Below are 18444 nucleotides of genomic sequence, written 5' to 3'. Positions count from 1 at the left end.
TGAAGAGGGTTTGAAGAAGTGAATGGATTGATGGACGCGCATCAAGCGGGTGGCACCACAGGCAGCGGAGGTCGCGCTGCTTCAAATTCGCCTGCTACCAACTTGCGACGCAGGACCTTTCCGACAGGGGATTTGGGGATTTCGCGAACGAATACGTACTCGCGAGGGCGCTTGAAGTTCACGAGGTCAGAGGCGCGGCAGTGGGCATCCAGGGCATCAGCCCCCACGGCGTCATGGGTCTTCACGAACGCCACCACCCGCTGCCCCCATCGCTCGTCTTTCAGGCCAGCAACAGCCACCTCATCGACACTGGGGTGCAAAGAGAGCACGGACTCGATGTCCACGGGCGAGATGTTTTCGCCACCGCTGATAATCATGTCGTCAACGCGACCAGTCACGAAGAGGTCACCCTCTGCATCGAGGTAGCCCGTGTCACCCGTGAAATACCAGCCGTCGCGCAGGCTGCGTGCGTTCGCTTCGGGGCGTTTGTGATAGCCCTCGAAGGCTTCGTCGCTGAGGAGGTCGGCCACTATCTGGCCTTCTTCCAGAGGCGCTGCCACGTCTTCCGGGCTCTTGGCATCGAGCTTGATGACACGCAGTCGTGTGTTGATGCCTGCACGTCCCGCAGAGCCGGGCTTACCCACGGCGTTCTGATTGATTGAGAACGTGTAAATCTCGCTGCTGCCGTAGTGGTTGACGAAGAGCTCGGGCTGGAACGCTTGCTGAAGCCGCAGCAGCAGCGCATCGTGCATGGGAGCACCGGCAAAGCCGAGCTTGCGCACCGAGTGCGTGTCAGTTCGCTTGAACTCTGGGTGCGCAAGGAGGTCGTGGTACAGCGTGGGCACCAGATACAGATGGCTCACCCGCTCCGATTCGATGGCTCTCAATGCCGTGGCGGCATCAAATCGGGGCATGCAGACAAAGCGCCCATCGACAAGGGCCATCGTCAGCAGAGAGCGCACGCCCATGGTGTGGTACAGCGGCATCACGCCCAGGGTTCGCTCCCCGTACGCGTAGCGGTTTTGAGCGACGTGGGCGAGTGCTGCCACCCTCTCCGTACGCTGGCGCCGTGGGACGCCTTTGGGCGCGCCCGTTGTCCCCGACGTGTAGAGCATCAAGGACAGGTCTTCGGCGCGGGCCAAAGGTGTTGGGTCTCGGCGTTCTTTGAACAAGTCATCAAAGCGGTTCGCCTCACTACGAACCGTGCCAACGGCCATGCGCGTGACGGTCTTACCCAGAACGGAGCTCTCCAGCGACTCTTCCGACGCAGCCTCGAACACCAGAAGACGTGCCTCGGAGTCACGCAGCACGTAGTCAATCTCCTCGGGCTTGGCGCGCCAGTTCAGTGGCGTCATCACTAGGCCAGAGAACTGGCAGGCCCAGTGCAAGGTGGCCGCTTCGTACCGGTTTTGCAGCACACTGAGGACATGGTCCCCATGACGCAATCCCAGGGCTGCCAGGCCACGCTGGACGCCGCCGATGGCGCGGGCCCACTCACCCCAGGTGAGCCGAACTGAGCCGTCGACAAGTGCTGTCGTGTTGGCAGAGCGGTCAACGCTCTGCAAAAAGGTTCTTCCAAGGTCAAGCACGGGACACCTCCAGGACGGCGTTTACGATGGGGGTGTATCCAGTGCAGCGGCAAATGTGGCCGCTGAGCATGTCGCGTACTTCATGCTCACTGGGTTGGTGGCCTGCGTCGTGCTGACGCTTCAACCAATCTGCGCTGGACATCAGAATTCCTGCGGTGCAAAAGCCGCACTGCAACGCGTGGTGTCGCTTGAACGCAGCCTTGAGGCGAACGAGGTAATCATCCTGGTTCTCCGAGTCTTCGACCGTGTCAACACGCCGACCGTCGACTTGCACCGCAAGCGTCAGGCAGGAGCGGCTTGCCACGCCATCGACCCGGACCGTGCAGGCGCCACAGACACCGTGCTCGCATCCCACGTGCGTGCCTGTTGCGCCCAGTTCGTGGCGTAGAAAATCACTCAGCAGGGTTCGAGGTTGTGCGCGGCCCGAGCGGCTCCGCCCATTCAGGGTGAGCTGCACCAGGTGCAAACCTCCCTTGTCGAGAATTGGGGTATTCATGCTTGTCTCCGTGCTTGCTGGATGGCCTGGGCAGCCAGGCGACGTAACAGATGGCGCCGCGTCGCCGCTGGGGTGGCCGGGTCGTCGCGCACATCAAGAGACCAGGCGAGCTCGTTCAACGCCTTGTCAAGTGCATCGCCCTCAAGTTGAGGAATGACTTCGGCGTGAGGTCTGTCACCAAGCCCTCCCACGGTCACTCGCAGTTCTTTTGCATCTGACACCACAGCCACTGCGCAGAGGGCGAAGTCACCATGGCGGCGCGAGTGTTCGGCAAAGCCAAACCCTTGCCCGCCCGCCGGACGCGGAAAGCTCACCGCTTCAATCAGTTCATTGTTGGCGCGCGCGGTGCTCAGTAGCCCGGTGAAGAACTCGGAGGCAGGCACATCGCGACGTCCACGAGAGCTGAGCAGATGGACAACCCCCTTGAGTGCGAGCAGGCACAGTGGCAGCTCGGCCGATGGGTCGGCGTGAGCAATCGAGCCACAGACCGTTCCCCGATTTCGAATCTGAAAGTGGGAAATGTAAGGAAACGCCAGCTTCAACAGCGGGGGGACGTCCTGGTGGGCCTGAAGCTGCGCTTGGGTCACTGCCGCACCGACCCTCACTTCCCTGGAGCGGACCTCAATCATCGAGAGGGATTCGCAGCGCGAGATGTCAATCAGCAAAGAGGGCTGCGCAAGCCGCATGTTCAGCACAGCCATCAGCGACTGTCCGCCAGCAAGAATCCGGGCACCTTCGCCGAAACGTTCCAGAAGTTGCGCTGCAGCTTCAGCGCTGTCGGCACGGACATAGTCGAAGAGTGGTGGCTTCATTGAGTGACTCCCAGGCGAATCAGCAGGCGACGCCACCATGAGACGTTTGCATCACCTCCGCCCGAGGCCTGACGACCCAGCGATTCGAAGAGTTGAGCAACGATGACTCTGGCGGCGCTCTCAATCATCCGGCTGCCCACCATGGCGACCTTTCCACCGACTTGCGCTCTGTAGTCGTAGTGCAGACGGGTGCCTGTGGGTGTTGCTTCCAGTCGAACCAGGCCATCCCCCGCACCTGTGCCAAGGCTTGAGCTGCCACTGCCTGCCAAACGCAGGCTGTGCGGCGGTTGGATGTCCGACAGCTTGATGAGGGCCTCGTACCTGGCTTTGATGAGTCCAATGCCGACGGTCACGTCTGCGCGATATCGACTGTCCCCATCGGTCTTCAATTCGTGGCAGCCAGGAATTACCTTGGCAAGTGCAACCGGGTCCAGCAGCACCGCGAACACACGCTCAGGCGTGGCGGCAATTTCCACCGTGCCCTGTGCGGACAGCGATAACCCCTCGCCAGCTGGAGCGGGTGCTGGCGTCGCTTTGCGAGCCAGCGGATTCGTCGACTCTGGGTCAGGCGTTTGAAGGTGCTCAAGAACACGAGCAGGAGTCAGCGGAAGCCTCACATCCTCCACATCGCCCAAGGGCCGCAGCGCGTCGCTGAATGCGTTGGCAATGCAAACAGGCGTGCTCATGTTGTTGCCTTCGCCCAAACCTTTGGCGCCCATTGGGGTAAAAGGGCTTGGCGTCTCCAGGTGGACGATGACCGGGTCGGGCGTCTCGCAGGCCGTTGGCATCAGGTAGTCGGCCAGCGTCCCGCTCTGAAAACTGCCGTCTGCACCGTAGCGGAACTCTTCGAGCAACGCAGCACCCAGCCCCTGCGTGAAGGCACCACGGATCTGGCCGTCGGCCAGTGCCGGATTGAGAAGTCGGCCGGCGTCGTGCGCAGTGATGTAGCGGTCGACCACGACAGCACCCGTATTGGGGTCGATTTCGAGTCCGCAGACGTCGAAGACGAATCCATAGGCGGCAGAGGTGTTGACGCGGTCCTGCGCGTCAGGAGCGCGCAGGGTTTCCGGTGTCCAGAACGCGGTCTCCCGCAGACCAGGCTCCACGCCATAAGGCAGTAGCCCCGGTGCCCAGTGCGGGCTGGCGGCAATGCGGGTGAACGGCTGCCTCTGCGATGGCTGCTCACGATTGAAGACCTGTCCGCCTTCGAAGCACACATCTGCCGCGGGACATCCCCAGCCTGCCGCCGCAATGCGAGAGACCTTGTCGCGAAGGCGTTGAGCTGCCAGATGCACGGTTCCGGCAACGGCGCCTGCAAAGCGGCTGCTGTAGTTGCCTGCAGCCACGCTCCAGGCATCCTTGGCCGTGTCAAACTCGACGTTAACCACCACCTGTGACGGCTCGAGACCAAACACGTCGGCCACCACCTGAGCGCAGACCGTCATGTGGCCTTGGCCTGCAGGGGCGGACGCAATGGTGACGTTGATTCCGCCCAGCAGGTCGATGGCGACCGTGGCACTGGCAATCGCGCCGTTCTTCGGACCTGCCTTGGCCCGCTGCTCGGGCGTGAGAACGGTGCTGATGTAGCCCATGTTGGACACCGATGGCTCGACGATGGCCGCCACTCCAATCCCGTACAGCTTTCCCGCCGCGCGGGCGGCTGCTTGTCGCTCTCGCAGCTGATGAACATCCGCTTCGGCCATGGCCATCATCGCAAGGCGTGTGTAGTCACCCGAGTCAAGCACCGCGCCTGCAGCAGCGGTGTAGGGAAAGGCATCGGATGGCACGAAGTTGCGAAGGCGCAGTTCGACCGGGTCGATGGCGAGCGCCACCGCGACGCGGTCCATCAGTCGCTCCAGCGCGTAGTACACCTGCGGCCCACCAAAGCCGCGAACGAGCCCAGTGGGTGTTTTGTTTGTGACGACAACGCGGTTTCGCACGGACAGGTTGTCGATGGCATATGGACCCGTGAGCGCTCCGTGCATCCGATAGAACGTGGCGGGCTCAGGCGCTCGCAGGTAGGCCCCGACCTCGTCGGCCTGGTCGTATCGGAGCGCCAGGATGCGCCCCTCTGGCGTGACCGCGGCTTCAATGTGCGTCAGCCGTGCTGTGGCGGAGGTTGCCGCACTCAAATGTTCGAGCCGGTCTTCCACCCATTTCACCGGTGCGCCGGCCTTGCGGGATGCCAGGCACATCATGACGACGTAGGGGAAAACGGCCTGCTTTACGCCGAAGCTGCCGCCCGAGTCGCGCGGTACGCGGTGGCGCAGCTTGTTGCCCGCCACCTTCAACGCCATCGCCATGACGGCATGCAAGGAGAACGGTCCCATGAAATTGGAGAGGACGTCATAGCCCTCATCGCCCGGCAGGTGCTCGGCGATGACAACGCCACACTCCATCGGAGCGCATGTGTTTCTCGGGTAATGAACCGTGGTGCCGACGGTGCGAACACCAGGCGCGTTGAACGCCGACTCTGGGTCACCATATCGGAACGCCCTGTCCGAGACGACGTTGGAGCCCACGGCTTCATGCAGTACCGTAGACGCATCCGAGAGCCCTTGCTCAATCTCCAAGACCACGGGCAGTGGCTCATACTCGACCTGAACGAGGTCCAGCGCATCTTCAGCGATGTAGCGGTCTTCTGCCACCACCACGGCGACCGGCTCGCCGACGTGACGCACACGGTCCACAGCGAGAACCCAGTGCTGCATGGGTTGCTTGACTCCGACCACGAAAGGCTGTGCCCACGCCTTGACATCCTCTCCGGTCAAAACTGCGCGCACGCCAGGAAGCGCCAGAGCCTTGGCTGCGTCGACCCTAAGCAGCCGTGCATGGGGGTGAGGGGAGCGTAGAACCGCAGCCTCGAGCGTGCCGGGGCGAACGCCGATGTCATCTGCGAAAGCGCCTCTGCCGTTCAACAGGGCGTCATCTTCCAAGCGCTCAATGCGCTGGCCAACCCAGGCCTGGCGGGCCGCCTCTGCGAGTAAAGGGTCTGCGTGCAATTTTGTCTCCTGAGCTGTCTGGCAGCTGCTTTTTTTCTACAGCGCCAGTGTCAGAAAACGAGATGGCTCAGCGTTATCGCTTGAGTCCACCCATTGATCCGCCAGTCGGGTAACTATCCAAATAGTCTGGTGACTTTTCGAGAAGGCCTAAATTTCTTCCACGCGCGGGTCGGAGGGGGGATCGAAAAGGTTCACTTTGCGACGGTAGTCGGTGGGTGTGATGCCCAGGTGGGAGCGGAAGAAGCGCGAAAAATGGCTGGGCGCAGAAAAGCCCAACTCGTGGGACACGTCACCAACGGCATCCTGCGTCTTCGTCAGCCGTTGAATTGCTGCTTCAAAGCGCAAGACGTTGGCGTAGACCAGAGGGGTGACTTGCGTATCGCGCTGAAAAAGCGTGAAAAAGTGTGCCCGCGACAGACCTGTGGAAGTCGCCAGCATGTCCACATCAAGCTCTCGCGCAACGTCCTGACGCATGATTGCAATTGCCCGGCGTACGCGCGGGTCCATGGCGACGGGCGGCCGACTCTTCAGCAAGGTGGAGAGGTCACGCCAGCCGGTATAGCTCTCCACCACGGCAATGATGAGGTTGAACAGAAGGTCTTCGAGGCGAGAGGGCGAAACCTCGTCGTCCCACCACAGCTCCAGGACGAACTCCTCCACCATCTTCCGGGTTGCGGGACTCAAGCGCACGCAGCGCTGCGGAAAAAATCGTGGATGGGCTGAAAGAGCAAGTGAGCGCTGCAGATCTGCGAGCCAGCCTGGCTCGATGTAGAGCGCCAGTATCAGCGTGTGCGCATCGACCGGCGCGACATGCTCGTAAGCGTGTGGCTCCCAAGCGTTGACCAGGACGGCCAACTCGTCCGTGATAGGCGCACGTTCCCCCCGGACAATAAAGGCGCTGTCAGCCCCTCCTGCCTTGATGAGAATATGGCAATGATGATGGGCGTGCGCGACCAGCGGGGCGTCCATGTCAAGAAGGGCGACCCGTCCGAAGCGGCCTTGAAAAATCTTTATCGCAGAGGACAAGTTCGAACTCCTGCAGCTTGAACAATACCCGGAGTTCTATCCCATGGAAAGTGCCGGGGAGTTACTGATGCCTGCAATGCAGCAAAACTCTGTTCGGAGCGCTGGCGTGCGGACCCATGGAACGGTGAGGGCCATTAACGATGACGATTAATTTTCCAGAGCCTCATGGAGACCTACCGTTGAGTCGGCCTCTTTGAACTTGAAATATCCGTTCGGGTTGAGCCTGTCGAAACCTTGCGCAGCGCTTCGACAGACTCAGCGTGATCGGTTCAAGTAGATTCGTGCCGTATCAATAGAAGTCTGCGCGGCAGGTGCGTGCGCAGTACACGAGAGAGTTCAATCACGCGGCTGTTCGGCAGGTCCGCTCGGGTCAGGCGATTGTGGTGGTGGCCAAGGTACTTGGCATTCCCAAAGCGAGCCTGGGCAACTGTTAAGGATGCCCTGCATAACTCCCTCCAGTCTGTGATAGCGCGGTCTCGGGCCATCCGCTGCGTTGCTTTTTTGGCCCATAGCCCCGCTATGGGCTGCAAAAAGACGCCTTGCGGCCTGTCCCGATCCGCACTACCACCGACCCGAGAGGGTTATGCAGGACATCCTTGACGGCTGTCAGCCAAGGCAGAATTGGACAGCGCGGGCGGTGGAGACAAGAACATCCAGACCTCGCCCGAGCAGATGGAGATAGCCCGGTTGCGTGCAGTGAATGTTTGTCTTCGCATGGAGCGCGACATCGCAAAAAAGCCGCGGCGTACTTCGCGCAGGACACGCTGCGAGGTACGACTGGAGTCACCAGATGAGAAAGCTGTACACGGTGACCGCAGGCCGTTTCCCGGGCCTGCCCGCTGGCTGCCTACCGCCGGCAGGGTGTCGACCAGATTCTCGAAGGCCACCGAGTCACGCCTGTTGACCCGGTGACTCAGAGCATCATGGCGATACCTCGGGTTTCCGTGATGATGTGACGCTTGCCGCCCAGCTTGCCTCGATCCGTCGGGTTGGGGCCGGTGTACGGCCCACCCGGGGGGCTGCGTACACTGGCTCAACCATGCTGAATCGGATGAAGTCCAGCTTGTTTGCCTTGCGCAGTTCATCGAGCAGTTTCAGTCAGATGGTGCTCGTGCTACACAACTGCCGCGTGCCAATCGCGCAGTCGCCGCCCGCAGGTCATGTCGCTGCCAAAGCCTAGTTCATGCGGCAACAGTGCTGCGCTGACCTCATTGTTCTTGTTCCGCCCCACGCAGCGTCAAACGCCGATCAGGTGTTTGACGGTGCCATGGTTTTGTTAGCGGCTATGAACGCCGGGCTGAGTCATTCGCCACGAGCAGCCTGGCCACATGCCTTGATCCCCACCGGCCAATCGAGGGGTAGCGCCGCGCAGGGCCGTGTGACGCCCATCCTGCAGCGTGACCTGATGGGGTCAAGGCCGGGTTGTCATGCAGGCAGTTTGGCTGCAAGCAGTTCGACCTTCTCGATATTGGGCGGAGAACTCAGCAAGGTCGCGGCGTTGGCCATCAAGGCCGCGGCGATCTGGCCGTTCAGATGTGCCTGGCGACCTGCCTCATCGGCGAAGGCATCGAACACACCGAAGGTCGAAGGGCCAAACTTCAATGCGAACCAGGCAGTGGTGCCGGACTCGGCGTTGGCGAGCGGCAGTGCGCTGGCCAGGAAGTCGGCAAGCGCAGCCTCCTGGCCGGGTTTAGCTTCGAGGCGAACAAACAGGGCGAGCTTGGTCATGCTGTATTCCTTTGGGTAAATGGAAAAGTGGTTGAAGGGATCGACGAGACTGCAGTCTAAGTCCTCATGACAGACATCTCCAGTGGCAATAATGACAACATTGGTATCATTATTGCCATGAAACTCCACCTCCTTATTTGTGATGGCGTGTTTGATCTGGGGCTTGCGGCGCTCACTGACACAGTGGGCTTGGCCAATGCGATGGCGGGCTCGCTGCCACAGGTCCCCTCTCGCATAGAGCTCACGCTGGTGGGTGTGCGGCGTCGCATCCGAACAGCGCAAGGCTTGACGGTGCCCGTGGTCACTGCGCGTGGTGTGCCCGAACCAGACGTCGTGCTCGTGCCCGCTTTTGGCGACAAGATGCCTGACACGCTCTCGGCTCGGCTCACACGCCCCGATGTGCCCGATGCGGTCGCGGCTCTACAGCAGTGGTCCACCGCTGGCGCGCACCTTGGTGCCGCTTGCTCCGGTAGTTTCTTGCTTGCAGAGAGTGGTCTGCTTGATGGGCATCGTGCGACGACGTCATGGTGGCTGGGGCCGATGTTTCGGCAGCGCTATCCGAACGTCACGCTGGACGAGTCACGCATGATCGTGAACTCGACACGCTTCACCACCGCGGGTGCCGCTTTGGCCCACGTCGACTTGGCCTTGCGCATCATCCGAGGGCGCAGTCCGGCGCTGGCGGCCCTGGTGGCACGCTATCTGCTGGTCGAGACACGCAGTTCGCAAGCCGAGTTCGTGATTCCCGACCACCTTGCGCATGCCGACCCGATGGTAGAGCGCTTCGAGTGCTGGGCCAGACGTCGGCTCGCGCAAGGTTTCTCGCTGGCCGAGGCGGCCAGCGCCGCGGGCACAAGCGAGCGCACCTTGGCGCGGCGGCTGCAAAGCGTTTTGGGCAAGACACCCCTGTCATATTTCCAGGACTTGCGCGTGGAGCATGCCGTCCATCTCTTGCGCACCGGGAACGCCAGCGTCGACCAGGTCGCGGCACAGGTCGGGTACTCGGATGGAGTGACCCTGCGGACCCTGTTGCGCCGCAAGCTGGGCCGGGGGGTCAGGGAGTTGCGACGCGGTGGATGACCAAAGGCGTTTGGTGCATGTACGGCTGGAGACCGCCGCGAAACTGTCGGCAGCCAAGCCTTCCCAACCCGTGTCCACTACATCGTGCGTTGGGTGCAAAAGCACCAGCCGTGCCAAAGCCGTCTTCAGTGACCTTTCGAACGTCTGAGTATTGGGAAACTGTTACCTTTACCACTGCCTTCTGTTCAGTAACCAGTAACCTGGATTTTCATTCGCATGCTATTCAATCCACTTCAAGTAGGTTCTGTCACCCTGCCCAACCGCATCCTTCTGGCACCACTGACACGCGCCCGTGCCGACGCTGGCCACATGCCCAACGCGCTGATGGCCGAGTACTACAGCCAGCGTGCCACCGGTGGCCTGCTGATTTCCGAATGCACCATGGTGGCGCCCGGTACATCAGCCTTCGTCAATGAGCCTGGCATCTACAACGACGCGCAGATTGCAGCCTGGAGGCAGGTGACCGACGCGGTGCATGCCAAGGGCGGACGCATCTTCATGCAGATCTGGCACGCTGGCCGCGCAGCCTACCCTGGCGCTGCCGATGGCGCCCCCATCGTCTCCAGCAGCGCCAGCGCCATTGAGGGTGAGATCCACACGCCCCACGGCAAGGTGCCGCACGCGGTGCCTCACCCCCTGACCGCCCAAGAGATTCCCGGCATCGTGGCTGCGTTTGCTCAAGGCGCACGCAACGCCATTGCCGCCGGCTTTGATGGTGTCGAAGTACACGGCGCCAACGGCTACCTGATTGACCAGTTTCTGCGCGACACGCCCAACCAGCGCACCGATGCCTACGGCGGATCGCTGGAAAACCGTGCACGTTTGCTGTTCGAGGTACTCACTGCCGTGACCCAAGCGATCGGCTCCGAACGTGTGGGTCTGCGCCTGTCGCCCCTCAACAGCTTCAACAGCATGAAAGACAGCGACCCGCTGGCCCTCATCGGCTTCCTGGCCGATAGGCTCAATCCCTTCAAGCTGGCCTACCTGCACGTGATGCGCGCCGATTTCTTCGGCGTGCAGAAGGCCGATGTCATGCCCGTAGCGCGTGAAAAGTTCAAGGGTGTGTTGGTGGGCAATATGGGTTACAGCGCTGATGAGGCAGAGGCAGCCATTGCCGAAGGTAAGCTTGACGCTGTGGCCTTTGGCACCGCCTTCCTGGCTAATCCGGACCTGCCCGCACGCATCAGAGCCAAGGCACCGCTGAACGCGCCTGACTCCAACACGTTCTACACAGGTGGCGCCAAGGGCTATACAGACTATCCGGCACTGCAGGTCGCATAAATCACCGCCCCAAAAGATCGAAGAAACGAGCCACTTTATACCCAAGGCTCTGCCCTTCGATCTTGCGAAGCTGTGAATCGATGGCGTCTACCGAGTGTTGTACGCCATCACGATCTTTAATGGATAAGTTGCCTCGGTTTGCTCCGCCGCCCGCCGAACTCGTACGACGTACATCGTTTCCGGTTCAAACAGTACCAAGGCCGCACCATCCTCCCATCCTGAGGTGACGGTTAGGCCGCGAACGGCAGCCCGCCGCTACTTACCGGCGGCTCAAGATGCAAACGTGATCTTCTGCTTTGGGCCGGGAGCAGCCAGCCACTACCCCCTGGTTACTTGCCGAAAACCTGCCTATTTCACAGGGATCGGGTACCGACTACGCCAGACCCGTATGCGCCCGCAGCCACGCCGCAACATCCCCCGTCACCTCATCCCGATTCGTCTCATTCAAGATCTCATGCCGCGCGGCCGGGTACAGCTTGACCGCCACATCGGCCACACCGGCATCGCGATACCGCTGCCCCAGTTGCTCCAACAACACCCCGCCTGCGGCCAGCGGGTCTGCGTCGCCGGATGCGATGAGGATGGGCAGGTCGCTGCGGATGCGCGCGAGTTGCGCGGGGTCGGCCAGCCGGGGCGCAGGGGCGAAGAGTGAGGGGATCACGTCGGGCGGCACGTCCCAGCCGCACCACGGGTCGGCCACGTAGGCATCTACCTCGGCAGCGTCGCGCGACAGCCATTCGTAGCCGGTGCGGTGCTCAAAGCCTGCGTTGAATGCCGCGAGCCCGGCGGGCGCGTCGGCGGGGGCGTTGGCCATGGCGGCGGCGAACAGGTCAAGGGTGGTGGAGCCTGACAGGATGACGCCGGACCAGGTGGATGAATGGTCAATGATGGCCGCCTGCGCTGCGAAAGAGCCCATGGAGTGGCCGAACAAAAAGAGCGGAAGCTGCTGCGGCCCGTGCTGCGCACGGAGCAAAGCGCCGAACTGCGCTACGTCGGCAATGAGGCCGCTGAAGCCAGCGCTGCCAAAGTTGCCCAGCTTGCCACCTGCTGTGCGCCCGTGGCCGCGATGGTCCACGGCGTGGACGATGAAGCCTGCGGCGTTCAGCGCCCGCGCAAAGCGGTCGTAGCGCTCGCCATGCTCGGCAAGGCCGTGGGAGATTTGAACGACGCCCACAGGCTGGCCCGGGGTTTGGGCCCAGGTGTAGGTGGTGACCTGGGTGCCGTCGGCGTTGGACTGGAAGGAGGAGGTGGTGGTGCTCATCGTTTCATTCTGGCATGGGGTCTGGCCAGCACGCCACGATGAAATTGCCATGGGTGTGGCCTCCAGAGCTTCCCGCAGTCCAACTCAGCAACACGCGTTTTGAGATCAGCGGCAACCTATGGCCCGCCCCCGCCTGCGTGGGTCTTGCCTACCGGCTGGGGCAGCGCACGGGGCTTTTTTCTTGAATCAAAATGGTGCTTTCCGCCCGTCTGTATTCATTGTTAGCTATTTAATTTATAGCAAACAAGCTATCCGCCAGATTGCACGCCCTGCGCGCACGCACCCGGCAGCCCGCCTGCCGCAGGTGCACACCCCGGCGGCGCAGCGCGGGTCGCCTGAGCCGCGCGGGCGGCCTGCACTGCATCGCGAATCGCCTGCAGCACCACCTCGGGCTTCTCCAGGGGGATGCCGTGCCCGCTGTCCACCCACACCTGGGTGGCACCGGGGTAGAGGTGCGCGAAATCGGCGCGTTTTCGTTGCACATCGTCTGCCAGCGCAGACGAAGCCCCCGGGGTGCGCAGCGCGCTGAGCACAAACACGGGCACAGCGGGGTCCACCGGCAGGCTGGCAACGCGTTGCCCGGTGGCATCCAGCGCTGCCAGCTCTTGTTTGACCACGTCAGAGGTGCCCAGGCGGAAGGCCACTTTGAGCCAGGTGGGCCACAGGTCTGGGTTCCCAGCCCCTCGCATCTGGTCGGGGTGGGTGGAGTCCACCAGCACCAGCGCCGCCACCTCGCCGGGGTATTGGCGCGCATACAGCTGCATGTAGAGGCCGCCCAGCGAATGCCCCACCAGCACATAAGGGGGCGGCAGCTTACGGGCCTGGAGCAGCGCCCGCAGTTCTTCCACCACATGGGCGCCGTCGCGGGGCTCTGGCGATGCCTCGCTGTTGCCGTAGCCTGCGCGGTTGTAGGCCAGCGCAGTGGTCTGCTGCACTGTGTCGGGCCAGACCTTGGCCCACCAATCGAGGCGGGCCCCCAGCCCGTTCTCGAACACCACCACGGGTGTGCCCTGCCCTGCCAAGGCGTGTTCCACCGTGCGCCCGCCCGCCGTGTCGGTGACCACGCCCGGCACGGTGGCACAGCCCGCCAGACACACCGACAACCACAAACCCACCCACCGCCATCTTTTCATTTCGCCTTGACCATTCTGTTGAGTGAAGCCGACCCACCTGCCGGTGCAAGCCAGGGCCTTTAAAAACCTGCCGGGGGCACGCCACGGGGGGGCATCAAGCCGCATCACGCCGCCACAAACACGCCGTGAAGCCCCAGCGGCAGTGCATACGGCAACGTGGCCTGGGCCACGGGGCCGTCGGCCAGCGCGTCGGCGGCAAAACACGACAGCAGGGTTTGCTTGCGGGCGTAGTCCAGCGCGGTGCCCAGCACCCAGCCGGGGCCGCGCGCGTCGGGCACCCAGACATGTTCTTCCACGATGGTGTGGGGGCCGTAGCGGTAGCGCTGCGAGGCGCCGGTTTCCACGTTGGTGGAGGCAATGGCGCCCCACAGCGGCAGGCCGCCCTGGGTGCCCGTGGCATGGACGACCTGGCGGTGCCGCTGCCCGACCCGCTGGGGGTCGATGCGCGGAAACTCCGCCTCCACGCCCAGGCTGGCCTGGGTGGCTTTGCCGGTGCGCAGGTCCAGGCGGGCCACCGTCAGCACCGGGCCTGCCGAGCCTGCGAGCCGGGCGCGCATCACCTCGCGCGTGTCGGTGAGGACGCTGGATGCATCGGCTGCGCGCGCGTAGTCGAGATGAATCACCGTGCCGCTGGCGGTTTGCTCCTCCCAGGCGTTGCCCAGGTGGAACAGGAAGCCTGCAGGCAGGTGGAACATCTGCTGCCGCTTCCAGTCCTGCTTGTGGACCACCAGTGCGCGCATGCCCAGCTCGGGGCGCCACTGGTGTGCATCCAGCACGCTCGCCCCGGCCAGGCGGCGCCGCACGTCGTACACCAGCGGGGGCAGCAGGAAGACGAGGTGCCCGGCCGTGACTGCAAAGTCATGCACCATGGGCATGTGGCTGAGCGGGAACGCCTCGGCGCGCCGCAGCGCCCCGTCCGGGCCGATCTCGTACAGCAGCAACAGGCCGTGGTGGGCGTCCACGCCAAAGTTCCAGATCGTTCCATCGGGCTCCACCCGGGGGTGGGCCGAGAAGGGCACGCCTGCCAGGTCTGCACGCCAGGTCTTGAGGCCCCGGGTCTCCAGCGTGCGGGGGTCCAGGCGCGTGGCCGAGCCGCCCTCCCACAGCGCCAGCATGTCGCCCCCCACGGGCAGCATGCTGATGTTGGCGGCGTTCATGCTGTCGGGCGAGCTGGGTGGCTCGCGGCCCGGGAACACGGTGCCAAAGCCTTCGGTCAGCCTGCGGCCCGCCTGGACTTCGGCCTGCCGCTTGGCGGTGGCCACGTAGCGGCCCTGGTGGTGCACGGTGGTGCCTTCGATCACAAAACGGTGGGCCATGCCGTCGCCATCAAACCAGTGCCGGTAGCGCTCCCCGCCCAGGTCGTGGCCCGCCGGGCCCACGCGATACAGCGTGCCCGCCACGGCGTCCGGGAAACGCCCGCGCACCGAGGCTGCTGTCAGAGGAATGTCTGCCGCCGCCGTGGCAAACGCAGGCTTCCACGGCGCCTGGGATGCCTCGAACTGGGCGTGCCAGTTGGCGGAAGGCGCTTGCGCATGTGCCGCAGGGGGAGCCAGGGACGCAAGCAAGGGGCCGCCGCCAGCGGCCATGAGCCGCAGCACCAGATCACGGCGATGGATGGACATGAAGACGCCTCAAAAAGGATTAGCGCAGGCGGATGGTGATGCTGTGGTCGGCATCCAGCGGCACGGCCGCCGCGTCAAAACTGGGCGGGCCCATGCGGCCCCTGGCGTCGTTGGAGAAGCCATACCGCTCCGTGGGCAGGCCCAGCAGGTTGGTGTCCAGCTTGGCGTTGCCGTTTTCGTCGGCAAACGACTTGACCACGTAGCGCCCAGCGGGCAAGCCGCTGAACACCAGCTGCGCGGCACCGTCGCGCAGTTCGATCTTTTGCGAGACCACGGCCTGGTTGCTGGCAAACGCATCGGCCGAGTCAAACACGGCCAGGTAGAGCGTGGCTGGCGCTGCGGGGCCGTCGGTCACAGAGACCCGCAGGTCAGCCGCGCTGGCCGCCAGGGGCAGCCAGGCCGCAGCCATCAACAGGGTGGTGGGGATCGACTTCATGGGGTTGCTCCATGCAGCGTTGGGTAGGCCGCGCTTCAGCACCGCCCGGCCGCTTTCAGCAAGGCGTTGCACTCGGGGCTGGCATTGCGGCCACGGGCTGCAGCTGCTGGGGCTGCTGCGGCTGCAGGGCTGCTGCTGCCGCTTTTGCTGGCCACCATAGCGGTGCAGATGGCGTCGGAGTGCGGCGTCTGCCCAAAGCTCATGGCCTTCTGGAAGCCTGTGGCGCCGTACAGGTAGCAGCGGTAGGCCATGCCATCCAGGGTGTTGACGGTGTAGTTGATGCGGCCACCGGTTTCCTCTTCGCGGTCGGTGATGGAAAACTGCCCCACGGACCGCCCGATGGCCTGTGCCGTGCGCTGCTCCAGGCCCCGCTGGTCGAGGGTGGACGCGCAGCCACTGAGAAGCGCCAATGCCGCAACGGCCGGGGCGGCCCACAAAAGCACAGGGCGTGTAGAAGACTTCATGGGGTTCCTTGGTGTCATTGGTGTCATCGGTTTCATCGGTTTCATCGAACAAAGCAGTTGTCTGCGGGAAGGCTTGCCACGCTCGCGGCCACGGCCGAAAGCGATGGCAGGGAGCTGGGAATCTCGTCGCCCAGCAGGCACAGCCGATGGGCGGACGGCAGGGCCCAGATGGCACCAGCGTGCGTGCCCATGACGGTGTGCAACTCACCCCAGCGGGCGGCCAGCGCCGGGCTTGCGTCAGACCGCGCGAAGCGCACCACCCCCAGCTTGCTTGGGCCCACCTGTTGCGATGCGCCCGCGCAGCCGTTGCCCGCAAAGATCAAAACGCCTTCGTAGTAGTCGAGCGTGGCCTGCCCGGTGGTGCGTGCGCGCAGCGTCTTCTTGAACGACTGCGCCCCCACCGTGACGCAGCCCTTTTGCACCCAGTCGCCCTCCAGCGCGCTGATGGCCGTCATTGGCGCCATGCCTCCTGAGCCGCCGCCCCATCCCCCATCGGACAAGGCCACATCGCCGTCACCACCGCTGCGCCCGCTGCACGCCCCCAAAGGCAGGGTGAGCCCCAGGGCCAAGGTGATGAGGGCCGCAGGCACCACGGCTGCACGGTGCAACGAAGGCAGCAAAGGCAGTGAAGGAGGCAATGGGCACAACGCAGTCATACACGGCTCCTTGGTGGATGGAGGGAGAAAAAGAAGAGGGAAGAAAAAAACAGGCGCGCAGCAGCCCGCCACCGGCCCAGCCCTGCGGGCCCGGCCGTCGTCACGGTCTGCTCAGAAAGGAAAAGAGAGGGCGGTCAGCCCGGCTTGCGGGCCACGATGAAGACCCGGATGTCCTTGCCCCGGGTGCCGTGGCGTTCGACGCTGACAACCTCCAGCCCCTGCCGCACCAGGGCCGCCTGCAGCTGCTGCGCGTCGAAACACAGCACCTGCGGCGCCTTGCCAATGGCCTGCATCAGGGGCAGCGCCAGGCGGGGGATGAGCGGGTTCATCTCGTTGATGCACGGTGTCTTGGAGATCAGCAAACCGCCGGGCCGCAGGGCCTGCACCAGCAGCTTGAGCGCATGGTCCAGGTCCTCCACCAGGTGCAGCATGCTGAAGGCCAGCACCACGTCGTATGCGCCCTGCCCCTGCCCCGGTGCGTCAGCATCGGCCAGCGCAAAGCCCAGCTTCGGCACGGGCTGGGCGGCCAGCCGTTCGCGGGCGATGGCGATCATCCCCGGCGCAACATCGGTGGCCAGCATGCGCCCCGTGAAAGGCGCCAGCCGCATGGCCGTGCTGCCGGTGCCACAACCCACCTCCAGTACGTCCGCTGCGGGAGGCAGCAGCGCCTGCACACGCTGCAGCGTGGTCTCGTAGCCCGCCATGTCGGCAATCGGCTCGGCGGCGTATTTGGGCGCTATGCGGTCCCAGAAGCGGGCCTTGCGGGCAAATGAGGATGCACCCGCCTCAGCATGTGGCGTGGCATGGAGGGCCGGGGCAATGGAAGGCGTTGGCATGGGCGGGTGAGGCATCGGGTGTTGAGCGATACCGGAATGCTATCCATGCAAAACCCCGCAGGGAACGGCCTTTATTGCAGTGAACATATACATTTACGCATGGACAACCTCGACTGGAACCAGCTCAAAGCGTTTCTGGAGACCGCAGAAACCGGATCGCTCTCGGCCGCTGCCCGCAAGCTGGGGCTGACCCAGCCCACGCTGAGCCGCCAGGTGGCAGCCATCGAACAGCACATGGGCGTGACCCTGTTCGAGCGTGTGGGCAAGGCCATGGTGCTCACCCCCACCGGGCTCGACCTGCTGGAACACGCCCGTGCCATGGGCGCCGCCGCCGAGGCCCTGGGCCTGGCGGCCACGGGCCGGTCTGAGGCGGTGGGCGGTGTGGTGTCGGTGTCGGCCACCGACGCCGTGGCAGCCTACCTGCTGCCGCCCATCGTTCAGCGGCTGCGCGACCAGGAGCCCGGCATTGCTGTCGAAGTGGTTTCGTCCAACGCGCTGAGCGACCTGCTGCGCCGCGAGGCCGACATTGCCATCCGCCACGTCAAGCCCGAGCAACCCGACCTTATCGCCCGCCTGATCGGCGAGGCCACCGCCCACTTCTATGCATCCGAAGGCTGGGTGAAGATCCACGGCCACCCGCGCACCGCGCAGGACGCGACCCAGGTGCCGTTTGTGGGCTCGGACCGCGCGGGCCGGTATCTGGAGTACCTGCGCCAGTACGGGCTGCATCTGAGCGAAGACAACTTCAGCTGCTACTCCGACCACACCGTGGCCCACTGGGCGCTGGTGTGCCAGGGCATGGGCATCGGGGCCATGATGGAGAGCATCGCGCGCCACACCCCGGGCGTCGTCCGCGTGCTGGACGATGTGCCGCCGGTGCGCTTTCCGATCTGGCTGGTGTCGCACCGTGAGCTGCGCACCTCGCGGCGGATACGGGTGGTGTTTGAGGCGCTGGCGGAGGGGTTGTCCAACGGTGCGTCGCTGGACAAGCACTGAAGGCGGCACGGGCCAAGGCTCAGCGG

16 protein-coding genes and 1 pseudogene are annotated in these 18444 nt (G+C 63.9%); 4 read left to right on the top strand and 13 right to left on the bottom strand.

The features are described from left to right. Positions 1-41: 41 nt before the first annotated feature. The 5 genes from A1D30_RS23780 to A1D30_RS23760 form a co-directional block, all read right to left on the bottom strand. Positions 42-1589: an AMP-binding protein gene (locus A1D30_RS23780; RefSeq protein WP_063463193.1), complete on the bottom strand. Its 1548-nt coding sequence runs from the start codon at positions 1587-1589 to the stop codon at positions 42-44. Continuing rightward, positions 1582-2085 carry a (2Fe-2S)-binding protein gene (locus tag A1D30_RS23775; protein WP_063463192.1) on the bottom strand — a complete coding sequence of 168 codons (504 nt, stop codon included), beginning with the start codon at positions 2083-2085 and terminating at the stop codon, positions 1582-1584. Before A1D30_RS23775 ends, A1D30_RS23780 begins: the two co-directional genes overlap by 8 nt. After that, on the bottom strand, positions 2082-2897 hold the full coding sequence (locus tag A1D30_RS23770) for an FAD binding domain-containing protein (protein WP_063463191.1): 816 nt from the start codon (positions 2895-2897) through the stop codon (positions 2082-2084). The genes A1D30_RS23775 and A1D30_RS23770 overlap by 4 nt, the downstream gene beginning before the upstream one ends. Then, positions 2894-5899 carry a molybdopterin cofactor-binding domain-containing protein gene (locus A1D30_RS23765; protein ID WP_063463190.1) on the bottom strand — a complete coding sequence of 1002 codons (3006 nt, stop codon included), beginning with the start codon at positions 5897-5899 and terminating at the stop codon, positions 2894-2896. Before A1D30_RS23765 ends, A1D30_RS23770 begins: the two co-directional genes overlap by 4 nt. Before the next feature lie 147 nt (positions 5900-6046). Next, positions 6047-6925 carry an AraC family transcriptional regulator gene (locus tag A1D30_RS23760; RefSeq protein ID WP_063463189.1) on the bottom strand — a complete coding sequence of 293 codons (879 nt, stop codon included), beginning with the start codon at positions 6923-6925 and terminating at the stop codon, positions 6047-6049. Positions 6926-7513: 588 nt separating this feature from the next. Between A1D30_RS23760 and A1D30_RS26595 the strand changes: the two are divergent. Continuing rightward, a pseudogene (locus tag A1D30_RS26595) lies at positions 7514-7739 on the top strand (IS3 family transposase); the annotation flags it as partial. Between the two features lie 611 nt (positions 7740-8350). On the opposite strand, the gene A1D30_RS23755 reads toward A1D30_RS26595, so the two are convergent. Then, positions 8351-8653: an antibiotic biosynthesis monooxygenase gene (locus tag A1D30_RS23755; RefSeq protein ID WP_007182542.1), complete on the bottom strand. Its 303-nt coding sequence runs from the start codon at positions 8651-8653 to the stop codon at positions 8351-8353. 117 nt (positions 8654-8770) lie between these two features. Here A1D30_RS23755 and A1D30_RS23750 point away from each other — a divergent pair, with 117 nt between their 5' ends. Both A1D30_RS23750 and A1D30_RS23745 read left to right on the top strand, forming a co-directional pair. Next, on the top strand, positions 8771-9733 hold the full coding sequence (locus A1D30_RS23750) for a helix-turn-helix domain-containing protein (RefSeq protein WP_109791023.1): 963 nt from the start codon (positions 8771-8773) through the stop codon (positions 9731-9733). Positions 9734-9949: 216 nt separating this feature from the next. Then, entirely contained in the window at positions 9950-11014 is a 1065-nt protein-coding gene (locus A1D30_RS23745; protein ID WP_063463187.1) for an alkene reductase, read from the top strand. 373 nt (positions 11015-11387) lie between these two features. On the opposite strand, the gene A1D30_RS23740 is transcribed toward A1D30_RS23745, so the two are convergent. The 7 genes from A1D30_RS23740 to A1D30_RS23710 all read right to left on the bottom strand — a co-directional run bounded on the left by A1D30_RS23740 (position 11388) and on the right by A1D30_RS23710 (position 17422). Then, complete coding sequence (locus A1D30_RS23740; protein ID WP_063463186.1) at positions 11388-12275, bottom strand: alpha/beta fold hydrolase; 888 nt, start codon at positions 12273-12275, stop codon at positions 11388-11390. Between the two features lie 248 nt (positions 12276-12523). After that, positions 12524-13408 carry an alpha/beta fold hydrolase gene (locus tag A1D30_RS23735; protein WP_082836601.1) on the bottom strand — a complete coding sequence of 295 codons (885 nt, stop codon included), beginning with the start codon at positions 13406-13408 and terminating at the stop codon, positions 12524-12526. A 104-nt stretch (positions 13409-13512) separates the two neighbouring features. Beyond that, on the bottom strand, positions 13513-15030 hold the full coding sequence (locus A1D30_RS23730) for a carotenoid oxygenase family protein (RefSeq protein WP_347336248.1): 1518 nt from the start codon (positions 15028-15030) through the stop codon (positions 13513-13515). A gap of 19 nt (positions 15031-15049) precedes the next feature. Beyond that, positions 15050-15466, bottom strand: coding sequence for a DUF2141 domain-containing protein (locus A1D30_RS23725; RefSeq protein WP_063463216.1), 417 nt, complete (start codon positions 15464-15466; stop codon positions 15050-15052). Between the two features lie 35 nt (positions 15467-15501). Continuing rightward, entirely contained in the window at positions 15502-15930 is a 429-nt protein-coding gene (locus A1D30_RS23720) for a hypothetical protein (protein WP_063463185.1), read from the bottom strand. Positions 15931-15971: 41 nt separating this feature from the next. Beyond that, complete coding sequence (locus A1D30_RS23715) at positions 15972-16586, bottom strand: hypothetical protein (RefSeq protein ID WP_131798537.1); 615 nt, start codon at positions 16584-16586, stop codon at positions 15972-15974. 134 nt (positions 16587-16720) lie between these two features. Next, complete coding sequence (locus tag A1D30_RS23710; protein ID WP_063463183.1) at positions 16721-17422, bottom strand: class I SAM-dependent methyltransferase; 702 nt, start codon at positions 17420-17422, stop codon at positions 16721-16723. Positions 17423-17521: 99 nt separating this feature from the next. On the opposite strand from A1D30_RS23710, the gene A1D30_RS23705 reads away from it, so the two are divergent. Further along, positions 17522-18418: a LysR family transcriptional regulator gene (locus A1D30_RS23705; protein WP_063463182.1), complete on the top strand. Its 897-nt coding sequence runs from the start codon at positions 17522-17524 to the stop codon at positions 18416-18418. Positions 18419-18444: the final 26 nt, after the last annotated feature.

Source organism: Acidovorax sp. GW101-3H11, assembly GCF_001633105.1.
Taxonomy (GTDB): Bacteria; Pseudomonadota; Gammaproteobacteria; order Burkholderiales; family Burkholderiaceae_C; genus Acidovorax.
The sequence above is the reverse complement of the archived record's forward strand: the minus strand, read 5'-3'. Positions and strand labels throughout refer to the sequence as shown.

Coding starts and splice junctions, on each gene's coding strand:
- A1D30_RS23775 (WP_063463192.1), bottom strand. CDS start 2,085: ATGAATACCCCAATTCTCGACAAGGGAGGTTTGCACCTGGTGCAGCTC.
- A1D30_RS23740 (WP_063463186.1), bottom strand. CDS start 12,275: ATGAGCACCACCACCTCCTCCTTCCAGTCCAACGCCGACGGCACCCAG.
- A1D30_RS23770 (WP_063463191.1), bottom strand. CDS start 2,897: ATGAAGCCACCACTCTTCGACTATGTCCGTGCCGACAGCGCTGAAGCT.
- A1D30_RS23715 (WP_131798537.1), bottom strand. CDS start 16,586: ATGACTGCGTTGTGCCCATTGCCTCCTTCACTGCCTTTGCTGCCTTCG.
- A1D30_RS23720 (WP_063463185.1), bottom strand. CDS start 15,930: ATGAAGTCTTCTACACGCCCTGTGCTTTTGTGGGCCGCCCCGGCCGTT.
- A1D30_RS23710 (WP_063463183.1), bottom strand. CDS start 17,422: ATGCCAACGCCTTCCATTGCCCCGGCCCTCCATGCCACGCCACATGCT.
- A1D30_RS23745 (WP_063463187.1), top strand. CDS start 9,950: ATGCTATTCAATCCACTTCAAGTAGGTTCTGTCACCCTGCCCAACCGC.
- A1D30_RS23755 (WP_007182542.1), bottom strand. CDS start 8,653: ATGACCAAGCTCGCCCTGTTTGTTCGCCTCGAAGCTAAACCCGGCCAG.
- A1D30_RS23750 (WP_109791023.1), top strand. CDS start 8,771: ATGAAACTCCACCTCCTTATTTGTGATGGCGTGTTTGATCTGGGGCTT.
- A1D30_RS23705 (WP_063463182.1), top strand. CDS start 17,522: ATGGACAACCTCGACTGGAACCAGCTCAAAGCGTTTCTGGAGACCGCA.
- A1D30_RS23730 (WP_347336248.1), bottom strand. CDS start 15,030: ATGTCCATCCATCGCCGTGATCTGGTGCTGCGGCTCATGGCCGCTGGC.
- A1D30_RS23725 (WP_063463216.1), bottom strand. CDS start 15,466: ATGAAGTCGATCCCCACCACCCTGTTGATGGCTGCGGCCTGGCTGCCC.
- A1D30_RS23735 (WP_082836601.1), bottom strand. CDS start 13,408: ATGAAAAGATGGCGGTGGGTGGGTTTGTGGTTGTCGGTGTGTCTGGCG.